At 38.8% G+C, this 20,207-nt stretch carries 13 protein-coding genes; 9 read left to right on the top strand and 4 right to left on the bottom strand.

The window, feature by feature from the left end; translation table 11 throughout:
- The first annotated feature begins 13 nt into the window (after positions 1 to 13).
- The gene (locus tag CA2015_RS17010; RefSeq protein ID WP_169786495.1) at positions 14 to 3,022 is read left to right on the top strand and encodes a PVC-type heme-binding CxxCH protein; all 3,009 of its coding nucleotides are present in this window, start codon (positions 14 to 16) and stop codon (positions 3,020 to 3,022) included.
- A gap of 181 nt (positions 3,023 to 3,203) precedes the next feature.
- On the opposite strand, the gene CA2015_RS17005 is transcribed toward CA2015_RS17010, so the two are convergent.
- Both CA2015_RS17005 and CA2015_RS17000 read right to left on the bottom strand, forming a co-directional pair.
- Positions 3,204 to 4,211, bottom strand: coding sequence for a S41 family peptidase (locus CA2015_RS17005; protein WP_048642984.1), 1,008 nt, complete (start codon positions 4,209 to 4,211; stop codon positions 3,204 to 3,206).
- Positions 4,205 to 4,993, bottom strand: coding sequence for a hypothetical protein (locus CA2015_RS17000; RefSeq protein ID WP_048642983.1), 789 nt, complete (start codon positions 4,991 to 4,993; stop codon positions 4,205 to 4,207). The genes CA2015_RS17005 and CA2015_RS17000 overlap by 7 nt, the downstream gene beginning before the upstream one ends.
- Before the next feature lie 143 nt (positions 4,994 to 5,136).
- Here CA2015_RS17000 and CA2015_RS16995 point away from each other — a divergent pair, with 143 nt between their 5' ends.
- The 6 genes from CA2015_RS16995 (at position 5,137) to CA2015_RS16970 (ending at position 14,689) form a co-directional block, all read left to right on the top strand.
- On the top strand, positions 5,137 to 6,477 hold the full coding sequence (locus CA2015_RS16995; protein WP_048642982.1) for a DUF5723 family protein: 1,341 nt from the start codon (positions 5,137 to 5,139) through the stop codon (positions 6,475 to 6,477).
- Positions 6,478 to 7,214: 737 nt separating this feature from the next.
- Positions 7,215 to 8,732, top strand: coding sequence for a DUF4301 family protein (locus CA2015_RS16990; protein WP_048642981.1), 1,518 nt, complete (start codon positions 7,215 to 7,217; stop codon positions 8,730 to 8,732).
- A gap of 58 nt (positions 8,733 to 8,790) precedes the next feature.
- Positions 8,791 to 9,570: a 3-keto-disaccharide hydrolase gene (locus tag CA2015_RS16985; RefSeq protein ID WP_048642980.1), complete on the top strand. Its 780-nt coding sequence runs from the start codon at positions 8,791 to 8,793 to the stop codon at positions 9,568 to 9,570.
- 393 nt (positions 9,571 to 9,963) lie between these two features.
- Complete coding sequence (locus tag CA2015_RS16980; RefSeq protein ID WP_048642979.1) at positions 9,964 to 10,152, top strand: hypothetical protein; 189 nt, start codon at positions 9,964 to 9,966, stop codon at positions 10,150 to 10,152.
- Between the two features lie 279 nt (positions 10,153 to 10,431).
- Positions 10,432 to 13,524 carry a PVC-type heme-binding CxxCH protein gene (locus CA2015_RS16975; protein ID WP_048642978.1) on the top strand — a complete coding sequence of 1,031 codons (3,093 nt, stop codon included), beginning with the start codon at positions 10,432 to 10,434 and terminating at the stop codon, positions 13,522 to 13,524.
- A 1-nt stretch (position 13,525) separates the two neighbouring features.
- The gene (locus CA2015_RS16970; protein WP_053086698.1) at positions 13,526 to 14,689 is read left to right on the top strand and encodes an FG-GAP repeat domain-containing protein; all 1,164 of its coding nucleotides are present in this window, start codon (positions 13,526 to 13,528) and stop codon (positions 14,687 to 14,689) included.
- Between the two features lie 14 nt (positions 14,690 to 14,703).
- Here the strand turns inward: CA2015_RS16970 and CA2015_RS16965 are convergent, their stop codons facing one another.
- Positions 14,704 to 16,290, bottom strand: coding sequence for a sulfatase family protein (locus CA2015_RS16965; RefSeq protein ID WP_053086697.1), 1,587 nt, complete (start codon positions 16,288 to 16,290; stop codon positions 14,704 to 14,706).
- 249 nt (positions 16,291 to 16,539) lie between these two features.
- Positions 16,540 to 17,952, bottom strand: coding sequence for a Gfo/Idh/MocA family protein (locus CA2015_RS16960; RefSeq protein ID WP_048642977.1), 1,413 nt, complete (start codon positions 17,950 to 17,952; stop codon positions 16,540 to 16,542).
- 195 nt (positions 17,953 to 18,147) lie between these two features.
- Between CA2015_RS16960 and CA2015_RS16955 the strand changes: the two genes are divergently transcribed.
- Positions 18,148 to 19,224 carry a hypothetical protein gene (locus CA2015_RS16955; RefSeq protein ID WP_157470514.1) on the top strand — a complete coding sequence of 359 codons (1,077 nt, stop codon included), beginning with the start codon at positions 18,148 to 18,150 and terminating at the stop codon, positions 19,222 to 19,224.
- 30 nt (positions 19,225 to 19,254) lie between these two features.
- On the top strand, positions 19,255 to 20,139 hold the full coding sequence (locus CA2015_RS16950) for a 3-keto-disaccharide hydrolase (protein WP_048642975.1): 885 nt from the start codon (positions 19,255 to 19,257) through the stop codon (positions 20,137 to 20,139).
- The last annotated feature ends 68 nt before the right edge of the window (positions 20,140 to 20,207 follow it).

The following is a 20,207-nucleotide window of genomic DNA, read 5'->3' as shown; positions in this document are numbered from 1 at the left end:
AAAACTTAAAAGCATGTTAAACATTCTTTTACCGTCAAGAAATTGGCCTTTAATTATCAGTTTGACTTTATTAGTTTCCTGTCAACAGGAAAAGAAAATGGAGGACAGCTCTCCAGTCTTTGAAGTTCAAAACAACCCTGTTAATTCACCTCTCTATACTTATGAGGATTCTTCAGCATTAAAATCTTCAATGGCAGCCTTCCAGCTAGAACCTGGCCTACAGATTGATTTGATTGCTGCTGACCCTTTAGTAGCGGACCCCTCAGCTTTTGCATTTGACGAAAAAGGTGTGCTCTATGTTGCTGAAAACACCGGTTATCCGGATCCAATGGACGGAAAAAACCCTGATACCTTGGGGAAAATTTCAAGATTAGTTGACAGCGATGGGGATGGTAAATACGACCAAAGAAGTGTCTTTGTAGAGGGACTTACTTACCCCAACGGAATCATGGCTTGGAAGGGTGGCGTTTTTGTAACCTGCGCACCACATATTTATTATTTCAAAGACACCACAGGTGACGGTAAAGCTGACATTCAAGAAATCGTACTAACTGGTTTTAATGCCAATAGAACAGCACAAATACGAACAAGTCACCCAACTCTGGCTTTAGATGGTTGGATTTATGTGACAAGTGGACTTAATGGCGGAGAGGTATATTCCCCAGCCCATCCTGAAAGAAAGCCTATCTCCTTTAATGGCGCAGACGGAAGGTTTCATCCCGAAACTTTAGAATTTCATACACGAGGTGGAAAAAGTCAATTTGGCCTTGCATTTGACGCTTTTGGTAGAAGATTTGGCTCAAGTAACAGACATCCATTACAGCATATTGTCATGGAACCTGATCAATTAAGCAATAATCCCAACCTACTTTTTAACAAAACCATTGAGAATGTATCTCCCGCAGAAGCAGAGGGATTTGTGTACCCTATAAGTCAAAGCATAACTACCGCTGAATACATTCCCAAATTAATGGGCTTATCCCATCAAGGCACTTTCACCTCTGCTTGCGGGACTTTGATTTTTGAAAGTGAGGGCCTTACCACTAGTCATAAAGGGGATGCATTTATCTGTGAGCCAGCACAAAATTTGGTTCAAAGGCAATCGGTTAAAGACAATGGAGCCACCTTCATTTCTGAAAGGGTACATAAAGATTGGGAATTTCTAGCTTCATCAGACTCCTGGTTCAACCCGGTTTTCCTGGCTCATGGGCCTAAAGGAGCCATGTACTTGGCAGACATGTACAGGAAGGTAATCGACCATCCTTCTTATGTGCCTGAAGAAACTAGAGGAGCACTGGACTTTGAAAGTGGCAAGGGAAAAGGTAAGATTTATAGAATTAGCAATGACAAGTTTGAATACATTAAGGAAAAAACAATTTTCCCCACTACTTCAGACAGCAACAATGAGATGCTGATTGCAGCACTTTCCTCCAATGATGAATGGGAAAGAAGTACAGCTTTTAGGTTAATTCTAGAAAAAATGCCTACTGGAATCATTGCCAACCTTAAAGAAATGGTTTTATCTAAAACGTTGAATGAAGGTAAAGTAAAAGCCATCTGGTTATTGAATCATTTCGATGCTTTGGATGAGCAAATGTTGGCCACCATTTACAATGATAATGAACCAGTCATTAAAGAACAGATCATTTCAATTATAGGCTTGAGGCCAAATATTTCAGATCAAATGGCCGCAAGTTTAATAAAAGGAGCCACTGACAGCAATTCCAGAGTCAGATTTCTGACAGCAATAACTTTTGGCACAGACAATAAGGAAAAGTGGTTACCTTACTTGGCAAAAATAGCTCAAAAAGACGCATCGGACCCATGGACAAGGGCTGCAGTAATGACGGCATTAAATGGACAGGAGATCGAATTTCTAAAAATTTTAGAAGCAGAAAAGGAGCAAGTTACATTCAACCAATTACCAATGTGGTCAGAGTTAGGTGAACTAATAGGCAGTTCAGTTTCGACCAATGAATTAAAAGGATTAATTGACTCCTCTATTAATAGCGAATGGAACAATCCTACTTTCTCTTTGCTTCTTGGGTTATTGAAAGGTAGCGAAAGAGGACATGTAAAGGGTGCAGAAAAAAATTATTTGGATACTTATACAAAATCTAAGGAACAATTGAATGCTTTGATTCAGGAGACTGCAAAAAGAGTTTCTTCGGCTGAAGACAGCTTAACTTCTCGTATTCAAGCAACAGCCTTACTTAGCTATTTTTCTCCGGGAAAAACAGAATCTACTCTTAAGGAATTGATTTCTCCAAACAACCCTTCTGAAATCCAATTGGCTGCTATTCAGTCCCTCGGGAATTTAAACAGTACTGAGGCGGGAGAAATACTAACAGAAACAACCGCATGGAAAGCTTATACTCCCAAAACAAAAGGAGCTGTGATTGCCACACTTGTATCTAGGCCTATCCTACGGGACCAGTTATTAAAATCAATCGAAGAAAGCAAAATTAACCCGGCAGAAATATCATCTTCCACAAGACTTTCTTTAATGAAAGTAAGCGATGCGAAAGTTAGAAAACGTGCAGAAATTCTTTTCAAGGAATTGGAATCAGGAGGTAGAATGAAAGTCTATGAGGATCATAAGCGGGTACTTGATATAAAAGGAAATGCTGAAAACGGAAAAGGAGTTTTTACTGCAAATTGCGTCACCTGCCACACCTATGCAGGAGAAGGCGGGAATGTCGGGCCAGATTTATCAGGTATAAGCAACCAGCCTGCACTTGCTGTACTTTTACACACTATAGTACCCAATTATGAAGTGTATCCTGGGTTCCAAGCTATTACTGTAACAACGCATGAAGGCAAACAGGTCACAGGAAGAATTGCTGCAGAATCTTCAAATTCTTTAAGTTTAAAAACAGCTTATGGAACGGAAGAAAACATACTACGCACGCAGATAAAAAGCATAGAAAACCCGGGAATGTCTCTGATGCCAAATGGCCTGGAACAAAACATGAGTGATCAGGAATTGGCTGATTTATTGGCTTATTTAAAAGGAGAATAGCATTTGAAAATGACAAATCTAATTCTTTAAAAAGTTGCCTTATGCAGCAAACTAAAAACGGAGCCATGATGCTGTGAACGCTTCTAAAACAATCTAGCCACAGGAACTTTCCTGTGGCTAGATTTTATTAAGGCCAAAATGAACACAAAACATCAAGCGGGATCCTAATAAATGACCCTAGCTAATTATTCTCATAAATCACTCTTAAGGCCCTTGTGATTATATTGTCTTCACCCCTTGCTATATTAACAGGGTTTAAATCAACACGAACATCAGCAAGGACCCCATCCTCGATCTGCCTACCTTCTAAGTCTATGGTTTGCGTACCTGAAAATCGATAAGTCCAACCATTAGCCAACTCTCCAAATACAGGAATTCCACCTCCGCCACCAGTCTGATCACCCACGATAGTAACCTGTGGCAACACCTTCATCATTTGAGCAAAAAAGGTAGTGGCGCTGTAGGACCTTCTATTGGTAAGCACCACCACTGGACCAGTATATACATTTTCTCCTGCAGGAACACTTAAATCCTCCCAAGAAGAAAAGTCATCTTTTCCACTTCCATTTTTTATGCGCTTTTTAGCTGCCAAAACTTCACTGTCTGTAAATCCGGAAGCCAGGGTATAAGCATTCTTTAGGCTACCCCCTCCATTGTTCCTTACATCGATTATTAATCCCTGACCTTGTTTGGCTCTTTCTAAAATTATCTGAAGATTTCCTTCTGATATATTTTGGGAGAAAGACCTATAATTCACATAGAGTACATCGTTAAGAAATTGATGGATAAACGGACCACTGATCCAAAAGTCCTTTCTTAGGTAATTTTCATCTATGATATTTTGGTCATAATTATCAGGATAATTCTGGTACCATTCCCAATTTCGACTATTGTCAAATCCTGCATTGAGATTAACATGCCCATCCCTTAATTCAAATAGCATGTCAGCCAAAACATCATACAAGCCTTTAGAGCCAGTGCTGTTTGTGATTCTTGCCCTATAAGTAGTCCTTATTTCCTCCCAGTCAATCTCCTTATGATCAAAAAACGAATAGCGTTCATTCACATCTTCCCAAAGGCTGTCAAAAATATCCAAAGGCTCGGATTTAGGGTCCTCAGGAATCACCCATTGCTCACAGGAAGAAAAGAAAAGCAATGCGATTAGGCATAAGTTTATTTTATTTACCATAACCTAACATTTAAAACCAGTTCAAGAGATTGATCCAAGCGGTGAACCACCTTAATTCCTGACAATTTGGAATAATTGTATTGATACCTAATTCCCAGTTGATTGTTGGTAGGTAACTTCCAAAATAGAGAAGAAGAAAATCCCAAATCAAGATCCTTCACCGGAATAAAAGGCCTCACCGTATTGAAAAAATTATTGGCTAGAGATTCCCCTTTGAGATAGTCCTCAGGCTCAGCTCCAATATAGCCTGATTTGACTTGCAAACCGATAAGTTGCCAATTGGCCCCATTTTGCCAAACAAAAGATTTCTTCTTCCACACAAATGGTAAAATGTATCTGACAGATGGTCCTAAAGCACTGAAATAATCATAACGGAAATTATAATTGCTAAAATTGTTGTGGCTACGAATATGAAAGGTATTCTTATTGGCCCAACCCCAATGAAGCCCACGGTCAGGAGATTTAACTTTGTGATAAAAGGTATGTGTAATAAAATTAACCCCCATTTCATTCAAGGTCCCCCCTACTTGATTGGTCAATACACCGTAAGAGAAATCTCCTTGAAACCACTGTGTCTTGTTTCTTTTACTCAGATTGAAACCTACAGTACTGGTGGTTTTATTTCCTTTATACTTCATCAATGAAAATCCTTCATCTCTGCTTGATAAATTCTGAATGCCTGTAGACAACCAAATATCTCCAGAACTCTGTGCTGAACTAATATTGACTAAAAATAACCAACAGAAAAAAATAAGGGGAAGAGTCAGGTAAATTTTCAGCATTAATTATTTATTAAGCATTTCATACACCTAAATTACAATTTAATTTGAATTTACGGGACTGTCCCATTTCAAAAAGAGGTAAATAAATATTATTTCTCTATTTTTGAGTTAATTTTTTTTATTAAACTTTTAAATTAAGATTCATGAAAAAAGTATTAATACTTTCTTTTTTATTAATTATTAGCAGTGGTGTATTAGTAGCACAGCAAAATTATTTTGGAGTACAAAACAGTAATAGGAAGGGCATGATCAATGCCATGATGAACCCTGCAGAAATTAATAATTTAACCAAAAAGGTAGAGGTTTCACTCTTTTCTTTCAATGTTGGTTTGGACAATAACACATTGTCCCTTCAAGACATTATTGACGACCCAGATGTTTTTGAAAATATCTTTAACGATATTGATAAACCAGTTAACCTTAGATCGGATGTATCCATTTTGGGTCCTGCATTAGGTCTGAGGTTTAAGCAATGGTCTTTTGGTCTCACAACCGAGGTAAAAGCGAAAGCGGACATCATAAATTTCAACCCTGACTTGGGTAGCTCCATTGTCGATAATTCTAATGGAAACGATAATCAAACCATAATAAACATTCCACAAAACCAACGCATTAATGCTGTAGGATGGATGGAAGTTGGCTTTTTGGCTGGAAGGAAGATCTTGGATACAGATTTCCATACTTTGTCAGTAGGGGCAAATTTCAAATTGCTTTTCCCTGGTAGTTATGCCAACTTAGGGATCGATAAATTCCAAGCAACTATAATTGATTCTCAGGACGAAACTACAATTACCAATGCCCAAGGAAGCCTCAATCTTTCCTACGACGAGCGATGGGAAAATGAGGATGGTAATAATATAGAAGATAATTTATGGCGTGATTTCTCCCCAGGAGGCCTTGGTGTCGACTTAGGAGTAAATTATATGCTTAAAAAGGATGACAAACCCTTCTTGAATGCCGGCCTAACAATTAAAAACCTTGGAAGTATGGGCATGGGATCCAACCAACAGCAAAGGAATTACACGGTAAATATACCTGAAAACGAATATTTCAGAGTTGACAACCTCGATGGTAATATTGATGAAATTAATGAACAGTTGGTTGCTTCCGGTTATTTCACCATCAACAACAATGATTCAGATGTTCGGGTAAATTTACCAAGAACTTTAGCTACTTATGTGGAGTTTAGTCCAGTAAAAAGCTTCCAAATTTCATTGTATGCTCAAAAAAGGATTTCTGATGAAAACATAAACACCAATTTAAGTGCAGCAGATTTAATTGTCCTTACCCCTAGGCTTGTTTTGGGAAAATTTGAAATGTATTCACCTTGGATGAAACATCAGGTTTCAAATTTAACCGGAGGGCTCGGATTTCAATATGGAGGATTTTTTATCGGAAGTCATTCCATCATTACCGGCTTAATGCAAAACAACAGTCGCAGGGCAGACATTCATATGGGACTTTCATGGGGTTTTGGCTCTTAATTCAAAGATATAATTTCAAGTTAAAAAGTTATATTTAAAGGAGTCCTATCAATTAGATAAGTGCTAGTCATCTAAACTGTTAATCTTTTTATAGGAACCAGTCCGTCTACTAAGTCCTTAAATCGCTTCGAAATCAACGAGGAAATGTTTGATTTTGAAGCGATTTCATATTAGCCAACCCTTGTAAGTACAATTATTTACCACAGGAGCAAGTTCCTGTCCATATCAAGACAAAGCTTTCAGGTTAAATCTTTCACTAAGTGAATAACTTTAGCGCGGATTATGTAATAGGATTTCTCGGTCCTGACAATTGTCAGGGGTGAAGCCTGTCCCGTGTTTACGGGAAGTGTTGCAATCGCAAGAAAATCAGGCTGTTTGGAGATTTTAGCATAGCGCTATGGTGAAATTGAAAACAGCAACGATTGGGTAATTTGAAGCGATTTCAGCACGTAATAAATTGTCTATTGCATATTTCGGGTTTAAAATAAGTTTGGATAAGTTGGTACTCTGGGATATGAGTAGCCCTAACCTTGGCCTGATTCTTAACCTTGCTTCCAAAACGGGCTGATTTTCTTGCAATTGCGATACCTTATTAAAAAATCGTGGAAACCTTATTGCCCAATTAGTGGTAAACAGAGAAGATCTGAACGGATTTTCCCATTAATAAATAGTGCTTTCATAAAATGAATTATTATATTAGAATATCATAAAAATTCCATAACCTCATTTTCAAACCCATGTTATCTAACGACCTAGAAAAACAAATTGAAGCCCAAGGCATGCCATTGGGTACAGTTGAAGAACAAATTAAAAATTTCAAAAACGGTTTCCCATTTTTAGACATCGATTATGCTGCAAAAATTGGGGATGGTATTCTGGAATTGAGTGATGCTGAACTTCAAAAAGCGGTAGATGTTTATTCAGAAAAATCAAAGGACAAAATCATTGTAAAATTTGTTCCTGCAAGTGGCGCTGCCAGTAGGATGTTTAAAAACCTTTTTGGCTTTTTGGAAAAGGTGGACAGCAATTTAGACAATGATGAATTTACAAAAACTTTTATTTCAGAAATAAAGTCTTTTGCCTTCTATGAAGACCTGGACGACAGCTTAAAAAAAGCCGGAAGCAGTATATCCAAAGCCATTGAAGAAAAAAAGTATGGTTTGATAATTCAGCACCTTCTTGATGACGAACACCTTTCCTATGGTAGTTTACCGAAAGGCCTGCTAAAATTCCACAAATATGAAGAAGGAAGCAGAACTCCTGTTGAAGAGCATTTTGTAGAAGGTGCCCAATACGGAGTTGGTAAGGACAATACAGTAAGGCTACATTTCACTGTATCTCCAGAGCATCAAAACAGGTTCGAAAAGAAGGTGGCCGAAGTACAACCTAAAATGGAAAAGGAATTCGGAGTAAAATTTGAAATCAGCTTTTCACAACAAAAGAAATCAACTGATACCATAGCTGTTGATCTCGACAATAAACCCTTTATTGAAGACAATGGTGAGGTTTTATTTCGACCTGCGGGACATGGAGCATTGCTTGAGAATCTAAATGAAATCGAAGCCGATCTGGTATTTATAAAAAATATCGACAATGTGGTTCCTGACCGATTAAAAGACACAACGACTACCTATAAACAAGCAATCGGAGGATTGCTAATAGACGCGCAAGACAAAACTTTTGCAGCCCTTAGTCAATTGGACAATAAAATCAGCCCAGAAGTAGTTAATCAAGCGGAAGAAGTATTTACAAAAGTTATTGGTGGAAAATTAGCCCCCTCTTACGCCTCAAAAAATCTTGAGGAAAAAGCTGCATGGCTAAAACAAAAACTAAACCGCCCAATGAGAGTATGTGGAATGGTGGAGAACACAGGTGAGCCAGGTGGTGGACCGTTCTGGGTAAAGGATGCAGATAATAGTTTATCTCTTCAAATTGGAGAAACTGCTCAGTTAAACCTTGATGATGAAACACAAAAATCCCATTTCAAATCCTCTACTCATTTTAACCCTACGGATTTGGTTTGTGGTATAAGGGACTATAAAGGCAAATCTTTTAACCTTATGGAATACCGAGATCCAAAAACTGGTTTCATCACACAAAAATCAAAAAGTGGTAGGGATTTAAAAGCACAGGAACTCCCAGGGCTTTGGAACGGTTCCATGGCTGATTGGAATTCAATATTTGTTGTGGTTCCTTTGATTACTTTTAATCCTGTCAAAACCATCAATGATTTGTTGAGAGACGTTCACCAATAATCAATGAAGGAAATGTTCCTTCATCCACCTTTTCTCACCAAATTTTCTACTTGAGATTATGAATTTATCCAGTATTAAAAAATTTCTTTTCTTATTTGTCATGAGCATATTGTTTCAGCTCCCATTACTGGCGCAAGTCGGTGTAGGTGTAGAAGCACCCAAGGATGCTGATCAATTATTCAATGGAAAAAAGCGATCCCTAAATAAAAATTGGACCTATTGGGAAGGCCCAAGAATAGCGGCTCAACTTCCTATCAAGTGGGAGATTGTACCTGACCCAGTAGATAAAGGAGAAGCTGTTAGTTCCAATGACCCCGCAGGAGCAGGCGGCAAGTATGGGGCTGCGGATATTGTTACAAAAAAGAAATACACAGATTTCAGACTTCATGTGGAATTCCTAATAAAAAATGAGGGAGGAAACAGTGGGGTTTATTTGCAAAATCGTTACGAAATACAAATTCTGGATGGCGACAGTACTACTCATGGAATGGCTGCTATAATTAATGAAAAGGCTGCCCCATATGCAGTTTACAATGGTATTGGCAAATGGAATGCTTATGACATCAAGTTCAGGGCCGCAAGGTTTGATGAAAATGGAAAATTGAATGAAAAAGCAATGACCACCATCTATTTTAATGGCGTGAAAATTCATGAAAATGTATCCATTCAGAAAGTTTGGGGAGGCCCCAATTCGGGACTTGATGGAGGTAGAGACGGAGGGGAAGGCATAACCAACCGCCCTGGGGGCATCAAACTTCAGGCTGAAGGACATGAAGTGCTTTTCCGTAATATTTGGATAGAAAGGTTGAAATTAGAAAAAGCGGATACCGACTTTTAACTGATACCAAACTTTAACCCGGATTATGTAATAGGATTTCTCCGCCCTGACAATGGTCAGGGGTGAAGCCTGTCCCGTGTTTACGGGAAGTGTTGCAATCGCAAGAAAATCGGCCGTTTGGAGGTTTTAGCATAGCACCGCTATGGTGATATTGAAAACAGCAACGATTGGGTATTTTGAAGCGATTTCAGCACGTAATAGATTGTCTATTGCATATTTCGGGTTTAATCAATCAAAAATAGCACCTTTCGGCATATCCAAAGGTGCTATTTTTCTTTAAATAGATTAATTTTTCCCTGACCACCCTATTGAAAACTGGGCTGAATCAACCATAGGAAAAAGGCATGATTTGTCTTTGGCAATATTTTTGATTCTTAGCCATTTAAAACAACTATGAACTTTAAAAAGATTTTTGGACCATTTCTATCCATTTTAGGTTTAGGCAGTCTGATTTATGGTGCGTATTTATTTTTAGAACCCGACAAAGGGGATTGGAAAATCACAACGGTTAGCCTTGTCTTAGGCTTTGTTTTTTTCAGTTCAGGCTTAGGCTTATTAAAATCCATTAAGGATGAAGGCTAAAGTCCAATTACTGCAAAGTCCAGCCATTTTGATCCAAATAATAGCTAGTATCTATGGATAAGGGCAGATTAAATGAGCCAGGGGCAAGAATTTAGAATGAAAAAACCCGACAGAATCATTGTATGAAAAAAAGAAAAAAAAGGGCCAATACCTTACCTTTACACCCTTATTTTAGATTAAAATTTTACCGAACATGTAATGAAAGCAATTATTCATTGATTTTTTAGGGAATAAATCTTAAGTTAACAAGATTGTTTATTCAATATTCCCGACTGATTAATGAAAACCCGACAACTATTACTTTACCTGTTAGTACCCATTGTTTTCGCATGCGAGAGAAATAATCAGGGCGATAAAAACAGTAGTAGCGCTAATGGAGTACCATCAGACGCTTATATAGAAGAAGAGCCTGATCCTATCTATTCAGAACATATAAGGACTACCTCCTATCAAAGCCCTGAAGATGAGAAAGCTGATTTCGTCCTTCCTCCAGGCTTTGAAATCACACTATTTGCCTCTGAACCCGATATTACCAAACCAATCAACATGGCTTTTGATGAAAAAGGCAGGTTATGGGTTAGCCAATCTTCTGAATATCCAATTAAAGCTGGCCCAGGAAAAGGGACGGACAGAATTAGCATTCTAGAGGACAGTGACGGTGATGGAAAGGCAGACAAGATCACAGATTTCGCCAATGATTTAAATATCCCTATAGGCATACAACCAGTAAAAGGCGGTGCAATTGGTTTTAGTATACCTAATCTATACCGCTTTTATGATACCGATGGTGATGATATTGCTGATAAGCGAGAAGTGATTTTAGGGCCATTCGAAACCAAGGACACGCATGGAATGGTCAATAATCTTTTCAGAGGTTTGGATGGTTGGATACATGCCTCCCACGGATTTAGCAATGTTTCCACCGTTGCTGCTAAGGATGGGGATTCAATAAAAATGACTTCAGGAAACACTTTCCGTTTTACTTTAGATGGACAACATGCAGAAAAGACTAGTGATGGAAGAATCAATCCTTTCGGATCGGATTTAGACAAATGGGGTTACCACTATTCGGCGGATTGCCATACTTTGCCTATTTACCAAATAATAAGAAACGGCAACTATACCCAATGGGGAAAAATGGAACCCAATATGGGCCATGCACCAACCATGATGGACTATGGGCTGAATTCCACGGCATTATCCGGTCTTGTATATTATACTGATACCCAGTTTCCTGATGAATACCAAAACAGCTTCTATTCAGGAGATGTTGTGACCTGCAGAATCAGCCGAAGTACCATTTCATTTAATGGATCTACACCCAAAGCTACCAGAAAAGCTGATTTTCTAGTAAGCAAGGACCCTTGGTTTCGCCCAGTGGACATTAAAATAGGACCTGATGGTGCCATGTACATAGCGGATTTTTACAATAGTATTATAGGTCATTATGAAGTCCCTCTTGATCATCCTGAAAGAGACAGAAACAGTGGCAGAATTTGGAAAATAACGTATAAAGGTCAGGAAAGAACAGCTATAAATTGGTCAAAAGCCAATCTTGAGGTACTAATTGAAAAAATGAGAGATCCTGTTCTTCAGAACAGAATGATGGCAACCGATGAATTGGTGGACAGATTCAAGGATTCGGCAATACCTGAATTAAAGAAACTAATAGCTGATGAAAAAACGCCCAATATTCAAAAAGTTCATGCCCTATGGGCCATCTTTAGGCTAGATGCAATGGATGAGCTTGCCCTCGAAAAAGCACTTTCTGACCACGATGTACTTGTGCGCGTTCATGCACAGAGAATTTTGGGAGAACAACAGAGTTTAAACGATCATAAGCTGGAATGGGTAAAAATGGGATTAGTGGATGAAAGCGCTCACGTAAAAAGAGTGGCTGCTGAGACATTGATAAGACAGCAAAGTCCTTCAATGCTTAGTCCAATTATGAAAGCAATACATGCAACAGATAAGAAAGACAGTCATTTGTTGTACGCATTAAAATATGCACTATATCAACATGCCCAAAACCCTCAAATTGCAAAACAGATGGCAACTCAAAACTGGTCGAACCAGGAAAAAGAAGTAATAGCCTTGGTGTTTTCAGATACGCGATCAAAAACAGCTGCTGAGTTTCTGGTCAATTACCTTAAAAACAATTCCCTTCCTAAGGAGAAATACCTGCCCTATTTAACCTCAATTGCCCGAGATCTACCCGCTTTAAGGATGAAAGAAATCGTTGCTCTGGCAAAAGAAACTGGAGAAGGAATTCCTGGCTTTAAAAAAGCCATGGCATTAAATAATGGGGCAAAACAGCAAGGAATTGACTTAGCCCCCAGTTTGAAATCCTGGAACCGACAATTGAGTATTGATCTCTTACAGGACAATTCGGTGAACGGTGGCAATAAAACGGATGAGGGCTTGGAAAGAATTAAATACGCTACTCAACTTTCTGGCATACTGAAAATCACTCAAAATATAGGAGAATTAAAGAAATTGGTAAATGACAATCAGGAAAAGGAAGAACTTAGGATTGATGCTGCCAATGCCCTGGTAGAAATCGCTCCGAAAACAGAAATTATTTATTTGGAGAAATGGTTGAAAAATGCTGAAAGTACCATTTCTTTCAGACAGAAAATAGCCCTGGCAATAGCCAAAGCCGGTTCTGAACAATCCTCTAGCCTACTGGCAAAAAACATAAAAGACACTCCTGTGGAGTTACAAGAAACCATTTCTGAACAATTGGCCACAAGTAATTCAGGGAAAGAAAAGCTTCTTAAGTTAATAAGGGATGGAAATGCTACTGCAAGGATATTAAAAGCCAGGAAAGTGGAAGAAAGGTTTCATTCAGGAGCAAGTGAAAAGCAAAGACTCGCTTTTGATGAACTTACCAAAAACTTACCACCTATTAGCGAAGAAAAGCAAGCCCTCATAATAGAAAGAACAAAGGCTTATTCTAAGGATCCTGCCCAATTGGATGTTGGTAAAACCTTATTTCAGCAAAACTGTGGAATTTGTCATAGAATTGGAGATGATGGAGGAATGATTGGCCCTCAACTGGATGGTGTAGGCAATTGGGGACTCAATGCACTTGCTACTAAAGTGCTGGACCCTAATCGAAATATATCAGAGAACTTTAGAACCTATACGATCAAACTCAAAAGTGGGCAAGCAAAGTCAGGCTTATTTAGACGAGAAGATGGACAGGTATTGGTGATGGCTGATCAATCTGGAAAAGAATTTACCATTCCCAAAAAGGATATTTTAGAGCAAGTCCCATCAAAAATGACCTTGATGCCAGATCATTTTGGAAATGTATTGAATCAATCTCAGTTCAACGGTTTAATGACCTACTTACTAAGCCTTCGTTAACATGTCTATCAAAGCCCATTTACCCCATCTATCACTGTTTTTGGCTCTATGTACCCTCACGAGCTATGGCCATGCCCAATCCAATAAAATAAACTTCAAGAAGCATGTACTTACCACGCAATTCTTAGCAGAAGGAGCTGCTATAGGTGATGTAAATCAGGATGGTTTAATGGATGTCATGGCAGGGGCCTATTGGTTTGAAGCTCCCTCATGGAAACCTCAGGAATTGGAAACCCCTAAGCTTTTTGAATACGATAAAGGTTATAGCAATGCATTCATAAGTCATGGAATGGATGTTAATAGGGATGGCTGGGTTGATTTTGTAAGAATTGGCTTTCCCGGGGAAGCTGTACTTTGGTTTGAAAACCCAAAAAACCAAAAAGGACATTGGAAAATCCATACCATTTGTCCTGCCCTAGGAAATGAATCGGCAGGCTTTTATGATATTGACAAAGATGGCCGAAAAGATTTGGTTGGAAGCATCCCGGAAACAGGGGAAATGGTTTGGTATAAAGCCCCAAATACTCCTGATAATTTAGTTTGGGAGAAATTCACTATAAGTGAAAAAGAAAGCCCTGGAACTGCAAAATATGCCCATGGTTTGGGAATGGGAGACCTCAATATGGATGGAAATCCTGATCTCATTATCACAGAGGGATGGTGGGAATCTCCAACAAACCCTAAAGATGGGCAATGGAAATTCCATACAGCTAAATTAGGCGAGCCTGCTGCCCAAATGTATGTGCAGGAATTAAATGGAGATGATAAGCCCGAGGTAATTTCCTCCTCAGCACATCAACTTGGTATTTGGTGGCATGAGCAAGAACCCACTGGTGCCTGGGTAACTCATCTTGTAGACAGTAGTTTTTCCCAAACACATGGTTTGGAATTGGTTGATATCAATAGAGATGGAAATAAAGACCTGGTAACAGGGAAACGCTATTTTGCTCATATGGGCAAAGACCCTGGAGGAAATAAGCCTCCACAGCTTGTCTGGTTTGAATACATTCCAGGCAAAACCCCAAAATGGACAAAACATATTATCGATGAAAATTCAGGGGTAGGCGTTCAGGTTATTGTCGAAGATTTTTTTGGGAATGGGCTAATGGATATCATTGTTGCCAACAAAAAAGGAGTTTTTCTCTTTGAACAATTAAGGGATTGAAGGTATGAAAACGACTACTTTTCTTTGTTTTTAATTGCTTCAAGTTGTTTTTTCAAGGAAGGTATCATTTCAGGATAGGTTGCGAAAAGGTTTTCGCTTTCTAGAGGGTCCTCACTTAATTGATACAACTGACCTTTAGGCCCATTGGGTTCAGGAGTTAAATTAGTAGGAAAAGTAAAACCACCGGATCCCAATCCGTCAATGTATTTCCAAGCACCTGATGTTATGGCATACATTCCTCCTGAGGATTGGTGCACCATATTATCTCTGGTTTGAAAAGACATATCACCAGATAAAACAGGAATAAACGCCTTACTGTCTATGGCCTCACCTACTGGTATTTCCACTCCTGTCATCGCTGCCACTGTAGCATAGATATCCGTTAAACTTACCAAGCCTTCATAGGTGTTGCTCTTTTTGATGCCATCAGGCCAAGACATAATTAGGGGAACCCTATGTCCACCATTCCAAACATCACCTTTTTGTCCTCTGCTTCCTTTATTAGAATCATGTCCGTGCAAAAGAATTTCTTCGGCTGGCCAATATGCCCCATTGTCACTACTAAAAATGATTAGCGTATTCTCAAGCAAACCTTCAGCCTCCAATTTTGATTTAATTCTGGCCACGACCTGATCTATGTCCATTACAAAATCACCATATAATCCCGCCCCTGATTTTCCTTTATTTTCATCAGAAGGCAACCATGGTGTATGTGGCCCTGTAAGTGGCATGTACAAAAAGAATGGCTTCTCTGCCGCTTGCTGATCGATGAAATTCTCTCCTTGGTTTACTATTGTTTCCAAACATTCTTCTACACGGAAAGATGCGGACATTTCTCCTAATCTCCACCATACGCCTTTATCCCAATAAACAGCTTTGTCATCACTGTGCTTTTTGTCCCAAGAGAACGCTGTATTTTCTTTTCTTATGGGATATACATCCGTAGTCAGTCCTATTTCATTGTCGACTACCTTACCATTTTCAAGAAATACATAAGGAGGAATGTCCAATGAGGCAGGATGAATATAGGAATAGTCGAAACCAAAATCATTAGGTCCTGCTTTAACAGGCGATGAATAATCCACATTAGAATAACCTGTGCTGCTTAATTGCGCTTCTTTATTGTCTTTTGTAGCCCAGTCCAAACCCAAATGCCATTTGCCTGTAATAGCGGTAGTATACCCTGCCTTTTTTAAAATCCCAGCAATGGTAAGGCGATCCTTTTCAATAACCGAAGGGGTAAATCCACCTATTCCTCTGGAGGCTTTAGGTGTCCTGAATGCATATCGCCCAGTCAATAAGCCATATCTTGAAGGAGTACAAACTGATGCGCTTGCATGGGCATTCTGAAAAGAAATTCCATTTTTCACCAAATCATCGATAGCAGGAGTGCTTATTTTAGATAAGGGATTTAGAGCACTAATATCACCATATCCCATGTCATCGGCAAAGATGATAACTATATTTGGCTGCCCCGTTTTAGGAAAGGGCTTGAATGAAAAACCAACTAAAACACATATGATAAGCATTAAAACCAATCCAAATAGATTATTGGTTTTGCAAAAAGGGAACTTTTTAGACTGGGTAAATAATTTCTGCATGATGGGTTTATGGCTTTTAATCTTTTGATTCAAAATCGGGATGAACCTACATTAAACCCGAAATAGGCAATAGACATTCTATTACATAATCCGGGTTAAAATACATTACACAGGTATTCGGGCAATAGATTTCTCTTGGGGTATAAACCAATTGGTTCGAGTAGGCCACAGGAAAACCTGTCACCTACCCAAACCAGTAGTTTTACTTAATAGCTCTTTATATCAATTTTCCCTAAGGGGACAGATAGATTACATTTTATAGTACTCTTCCCAACCTTTTCTTGGTGGAACACCTGACAACAATTCATTTGCCAATGCATGATTGGTAATTTGTTTTGTTTTTCTGTCAAATTGTAATTTCGCACCTAATCTCTGGGACAAAACTCCTAAAGAAAACACTTGACTCAAAGGCCCTGCTATCTCAAAGGAAGATCTTGTTTTTTCTTCTCCTTTACATGCTTTCAGGAAATTAGCGAAGTGATTGGAAGGGCTTTCAGGTACTACTGGTAATTGTCCAGCCATATCTTTGGCTTTCTCTTCAGGAATAATGGAAAGTGTACTGCCATGGGATCCACCCTTAAAGGTAAGGTCTCCTCCATATATAATCTTTCCAGGGTTCAGTTTGGCTGGCTGCAATTGCCCGTCACTTGGTGGTGGAATATTTGGATCTAGTTCAGAAACACCATAACCAGCAGGAACTGGAGGAATATTGTTTTGACCGTCATACCAGGTAATGGTCATTGGCGGCATATTTCCTCTTTTCGGGAATTTAAAAGCCAAGGTGGATTCCATCGGGAAAAAGAAAGTATTGTGATCTTTCAATTTCAATGGTTCTATTTCCTCAGGTAAGCCCAACTCCAAAAATTCATGTGCTGTATCCATGATATGTGCACCCCAATCTCCTAGTGCTCCCATACCGAAATCATACCAACATCTCCACTGACCATTAACAAGATCCTCGTGGTAATCATGATGATGAGAAGTACCTAGCCAGGTATCCCAATCCATGGTTGAGGGCATTGGCTGTGCTGCTGGAAAGGAATTGATATTAGGATCCCAACCGTGCCATCTTCTACGTCCATTCATATGGGCAGTCATGGCGGTAACGTCTTTTATTATACCAGCTTCTTTCCAGGCTTTAAATTGGAAGTAATTGGCTTCTGAGTGACCTTGGTTACCCATCTGAGTAACAACCTTGTGCTTTTTCGCACCGTCCATCATCAACTGTACTTCATTGAAAGTTCTTGCCATGGGCTTTTCAACATATACATGAATCCCCATAGACATGGCCAGCATGGTAATAGGGAAATGAGAAAAATCCGGGGTACCTACAGAAACAGCTTCAATATCTTTACCCATCTTATCAAACATCTCTCTGAAATCCTTAAATCTAGGGACATCAGGAAACATTTTCATCACTTCAAGGGTATGTTCAGCCCCCATGTCCACATCACAAATGGCGACAATATTGGCAAGGCCTGTTTCGTACAATGATTTAGTGATTGATCCCCCACGGTGTCCGATACCACAGCAGGCTAAATTCACTTTTTCACTTGGTGCGACATGTCCAGTTTGATTTCCGAGGACAAAGGAAGGAATTAAAGAAATTCCCGCGGCACCCAAGGCACTAGATCTTATAAATCGTCTTCTTTGGTTATTCATTGTTACTGTTAATTATTTGATCAAAATACAAATCCCTGTAAATTAGCACCCAAACAAATAGTCAGCTGCACTTTCAAGGGAAATTTTGATTTGAAGTTAAAGGAAAAGTCTATAATTTCATTCAATTACAAAAATTACTTTGAACAAAAAGTTTGAAAAGGGTAAAAATTGCACTTAAATTTCAGGATGAAAGTTATGAAATACTTATTTCCTATTTTATTTATTGTTCTATTGGCTGGGGGATGTAATTTCTCGAAGGATAATTCAGTACAGTTTGACTTGGTCGTTCTTGATACACTCCGCATTCCTTTTGCTGGTGATATTCATGCAGGAACCTATGCCTACAACACAGGTTTAATTTACAATTATCAATCTGGGGAATACTTGAAATTTGACAGCTCAGGAAATGTCTTAGCAAAAAACACTATTCCTGCTCAGGGCAAAGATGGCTTGTTTTACGTCAATGGTCTCAAAATAACCAACAGCGGAACCATCCTCGCAAAGTCCATCAGAGAGGAGATAGGATTGCTGGATGAAAATTTAACCCTCATCAAAAAGACCCGAATGCCTTTTCCAAATGGCTCTCTAGATCTGAAAAGAAATCAAAATGCCATCGAAATCTACAAGAATCAATTGCTCCTCTTTCATCCAGGAAGAGACAATAAAAGCCCCTATGAACTTGGCTATTATAAAAACAACTATTTATTAGAGAAATTAGATCCAAACACTGGTCAGGCAAGTCCATTTCTAAAATTGTCCCCTGAAAGTCAGTATCAGGAGAACCTTCATTTTGAACCTCCTACAGCATTAATTAATAGAGCGGGAAATGTTCTTTATTTCGCTTTTAACAAGGAACCTTTAATAAGCGCCTACGACTTGGAAAAAAATGGGGAATTGGTAAATAGTATCCCTTTAGATTCAGAAGGTTTTGTGCAAATCAAAGGTCAGAAATTACCTCTTGGGAACGATGGATCGGTAGTCGTAGAGGGGGAAATAACCAACCTTATCGCTTTAAAAAATGGATTTGCTGTAGTTTATATAAATGGCCTAACAGAAGAGGCTGCCCAATCAAACAGCATTCCAGGGCAACAATTGAAAATCTATAGCAATGAAACAGGTTGGTCCAAACCTATAGAACTTCCGTTAAACATACTTTTTTTGCTAAACTTTGCAGTTGATGGCCAATCCTTTTACGCATTGACTAACCCAGCATCTTTGCCTGCAGGAAATAACCAAGCAATAGTATTGAAAATGCAATTAAAGCCAAACTGATAATAAACCTCACCTCTTAAACCCATCAAAATGTTTAAATTAGACCTACTTAAAAAATACCCAATACTTATAATCCTTTGCTTACTAATTGCATCTTGCTCCACTTCCAATAATAGTGAAAGCATATCCATAGATGATGGCTGGAGAACCCTATTCAATGGCAAAGACATGGACAATTGGCGTATAAAAATTGCCAAACATGAGCTGGATGAAAATTATGCTAACACATTCAGAGTAGAAGACGGATTACTTAAAGTTAGGTATGATGGCTATGAGAATTTCGATAGGCAATATGGCCATATCTTTTACGATGAGTCCTTCTCCCATTACTTATACCGAGTACAATATAGGTTCGTAGGGGAACAAGCTCCTGGTGGTGAAGGTTGGGCACTAAGAAACTCCGGAGTCATGTTACATGGGCAAGATCCGGAAACAATGACGAAAGATCAGGATTTCCCAATTTCCATTGAAGGTCAGCTTTTAGGGGGAGATGGAGAAAAACCAAGGACCACTAGCAACCTCTGTACTCCTGGTACAAATGTGGTAATGGATGGAGAACTTTTCACCCCTCATTGTGTCAGTTCCAACTCTAAAACTTTCCATGGTGAACAATGGGTTACCGCTGATTTTCTAGTTTTGGGAGACTCAATTATTCATCATATCGTTGAAGGAGATACTGTCCTTACTTATTACAAACCTCAAATTGGAGGTGGTAATGTCAGCAATCATAACCCAGAGGTCAAAAAGGATGGTCAATTGATTTCCACCGGGTACATTTCGCTACAAAGCGAAAGTCATCCTATTGATTTTAAAAGTGTGGAGATATTTGATTTAAGCCCTTACAAAGACAATTCTGAACAGTTAAAAGAAGTATTGAACTTATTGAAAAACGAAAACAAGGGACGATCAAATTAAATTCAAAGAATCGACGAAAAGTAAACTTAGTTAAGCCCGAAATATGCAATATACAATCTATTACGTGC

This window comes from Cyclobacterium amurskyense (assembly GCF_001050135.1).
Taxonomy (GTDB): Bacteria; Bacteroidota; Bacteroidia; order Cytophagales; family Cyclobacteriaceae; genus Cyclobacterium; species Cyclobacterium amurskyense.
The sequence above is the reverse complement of the archived record's forward strand: the minus strand, read 5'-3'. Positions and strand labels throughout refer to the sequence as shown.

Excerpts from the sequence above, each read along its gene's own strand:
- CA2015_RS17010 (WP_169786495.1), top strand. The coding sequence starts at position 14 with ATGTTAAACATTCTTTTACCGTCAAGAAATTGGCCTTTAATTATCAGT.
- CA2015_RS17005 (WP_048642984.1), bottom strand. The coding sequence starts at position 4,211 with ATGGTAAATAAAATAAACTTATGCCTAATCGCATTGCTTTTCTTTTCT.
- CA2015_RS17000 (WP_048642983.1), bottom strand. The coding sequence starts at position 4,993 with ATGCTGAAAATTTACCTGACTCTTCCCCTTATTTTTTTCTGTTGGTTA.
- CA2015_RS16995 (WP_048642982.1), top strand. The coding sequence starts at position 5,137 with ATGAAAAAAGTATTAATACTTTCTTTTTTATTAATTATTAGCAGTGGT.
- CA2015_RS16990 (WP_048642981.1), top strand. The coding sequence starts at position 7,215 with ATGTTATCTAACGACCTAGAAAAACAAATTGAAGCCCAAGGCATGCCA.
- CA2015_RS16985 (WP_048642980.1), top strand. The coding sequence starts at position 8,791 with ATGAATTTATCCAGTATTAAAAAATTTCTTTTCTTATTTGTCATGAGC.
- CA2015_RS16980 (WP_048642979.1), top strand. The coding sequence starts at position 9,964 with ATGAACTTTAAAAAGATTTTTGGACCATTTCTATCCATTTTAGGTTTA.
- CA2015_RS16975 (WP_048642978.1), top strand. The coding sequence starts at position 10,432 with ATGAAAACCCGACAACTATTACTTTACCTGTTAGTACCCATTGTTTTC.
- CA2015_RS16970 (WP_053086698.1), top strand. The coding sequence starts at position 13,526 with ATGTCTATCAAAGCCCATTTACCCCATCTATCACTGTTTTTGGCTCTA.
- CA2015_RS16965 (WP_053086697.1), bottom strand. The coding sequence starts at position 16,290 with ATGCAGAAATTATTTACCCAGTCTAAAAAGTTCCCTTTTTGCAAAACC.
- CA2015_RS16960 (WP_048642977.1), bottom strand. The coding sequence starts at position 17,952 with ATGAATAACCAAAGAAGACGATTTATAAGATCTAGTGCCTTGGGTGCC.
- CA2015_RS16955 (WP_157470514.1), top strand. The coding sequence starts at position 18,148 with ATGAAATACTTATTTCCTATTTTATTTATTGTTCTATTGGCTGGGGGA.
- CA2015_RS16950 (WP_048642975.1), top strand. The coding sequence starts at position 19,255 with ATGTTTAAATTAGACCTACTTAAAAAATACCCAATACTTATAATCCTT.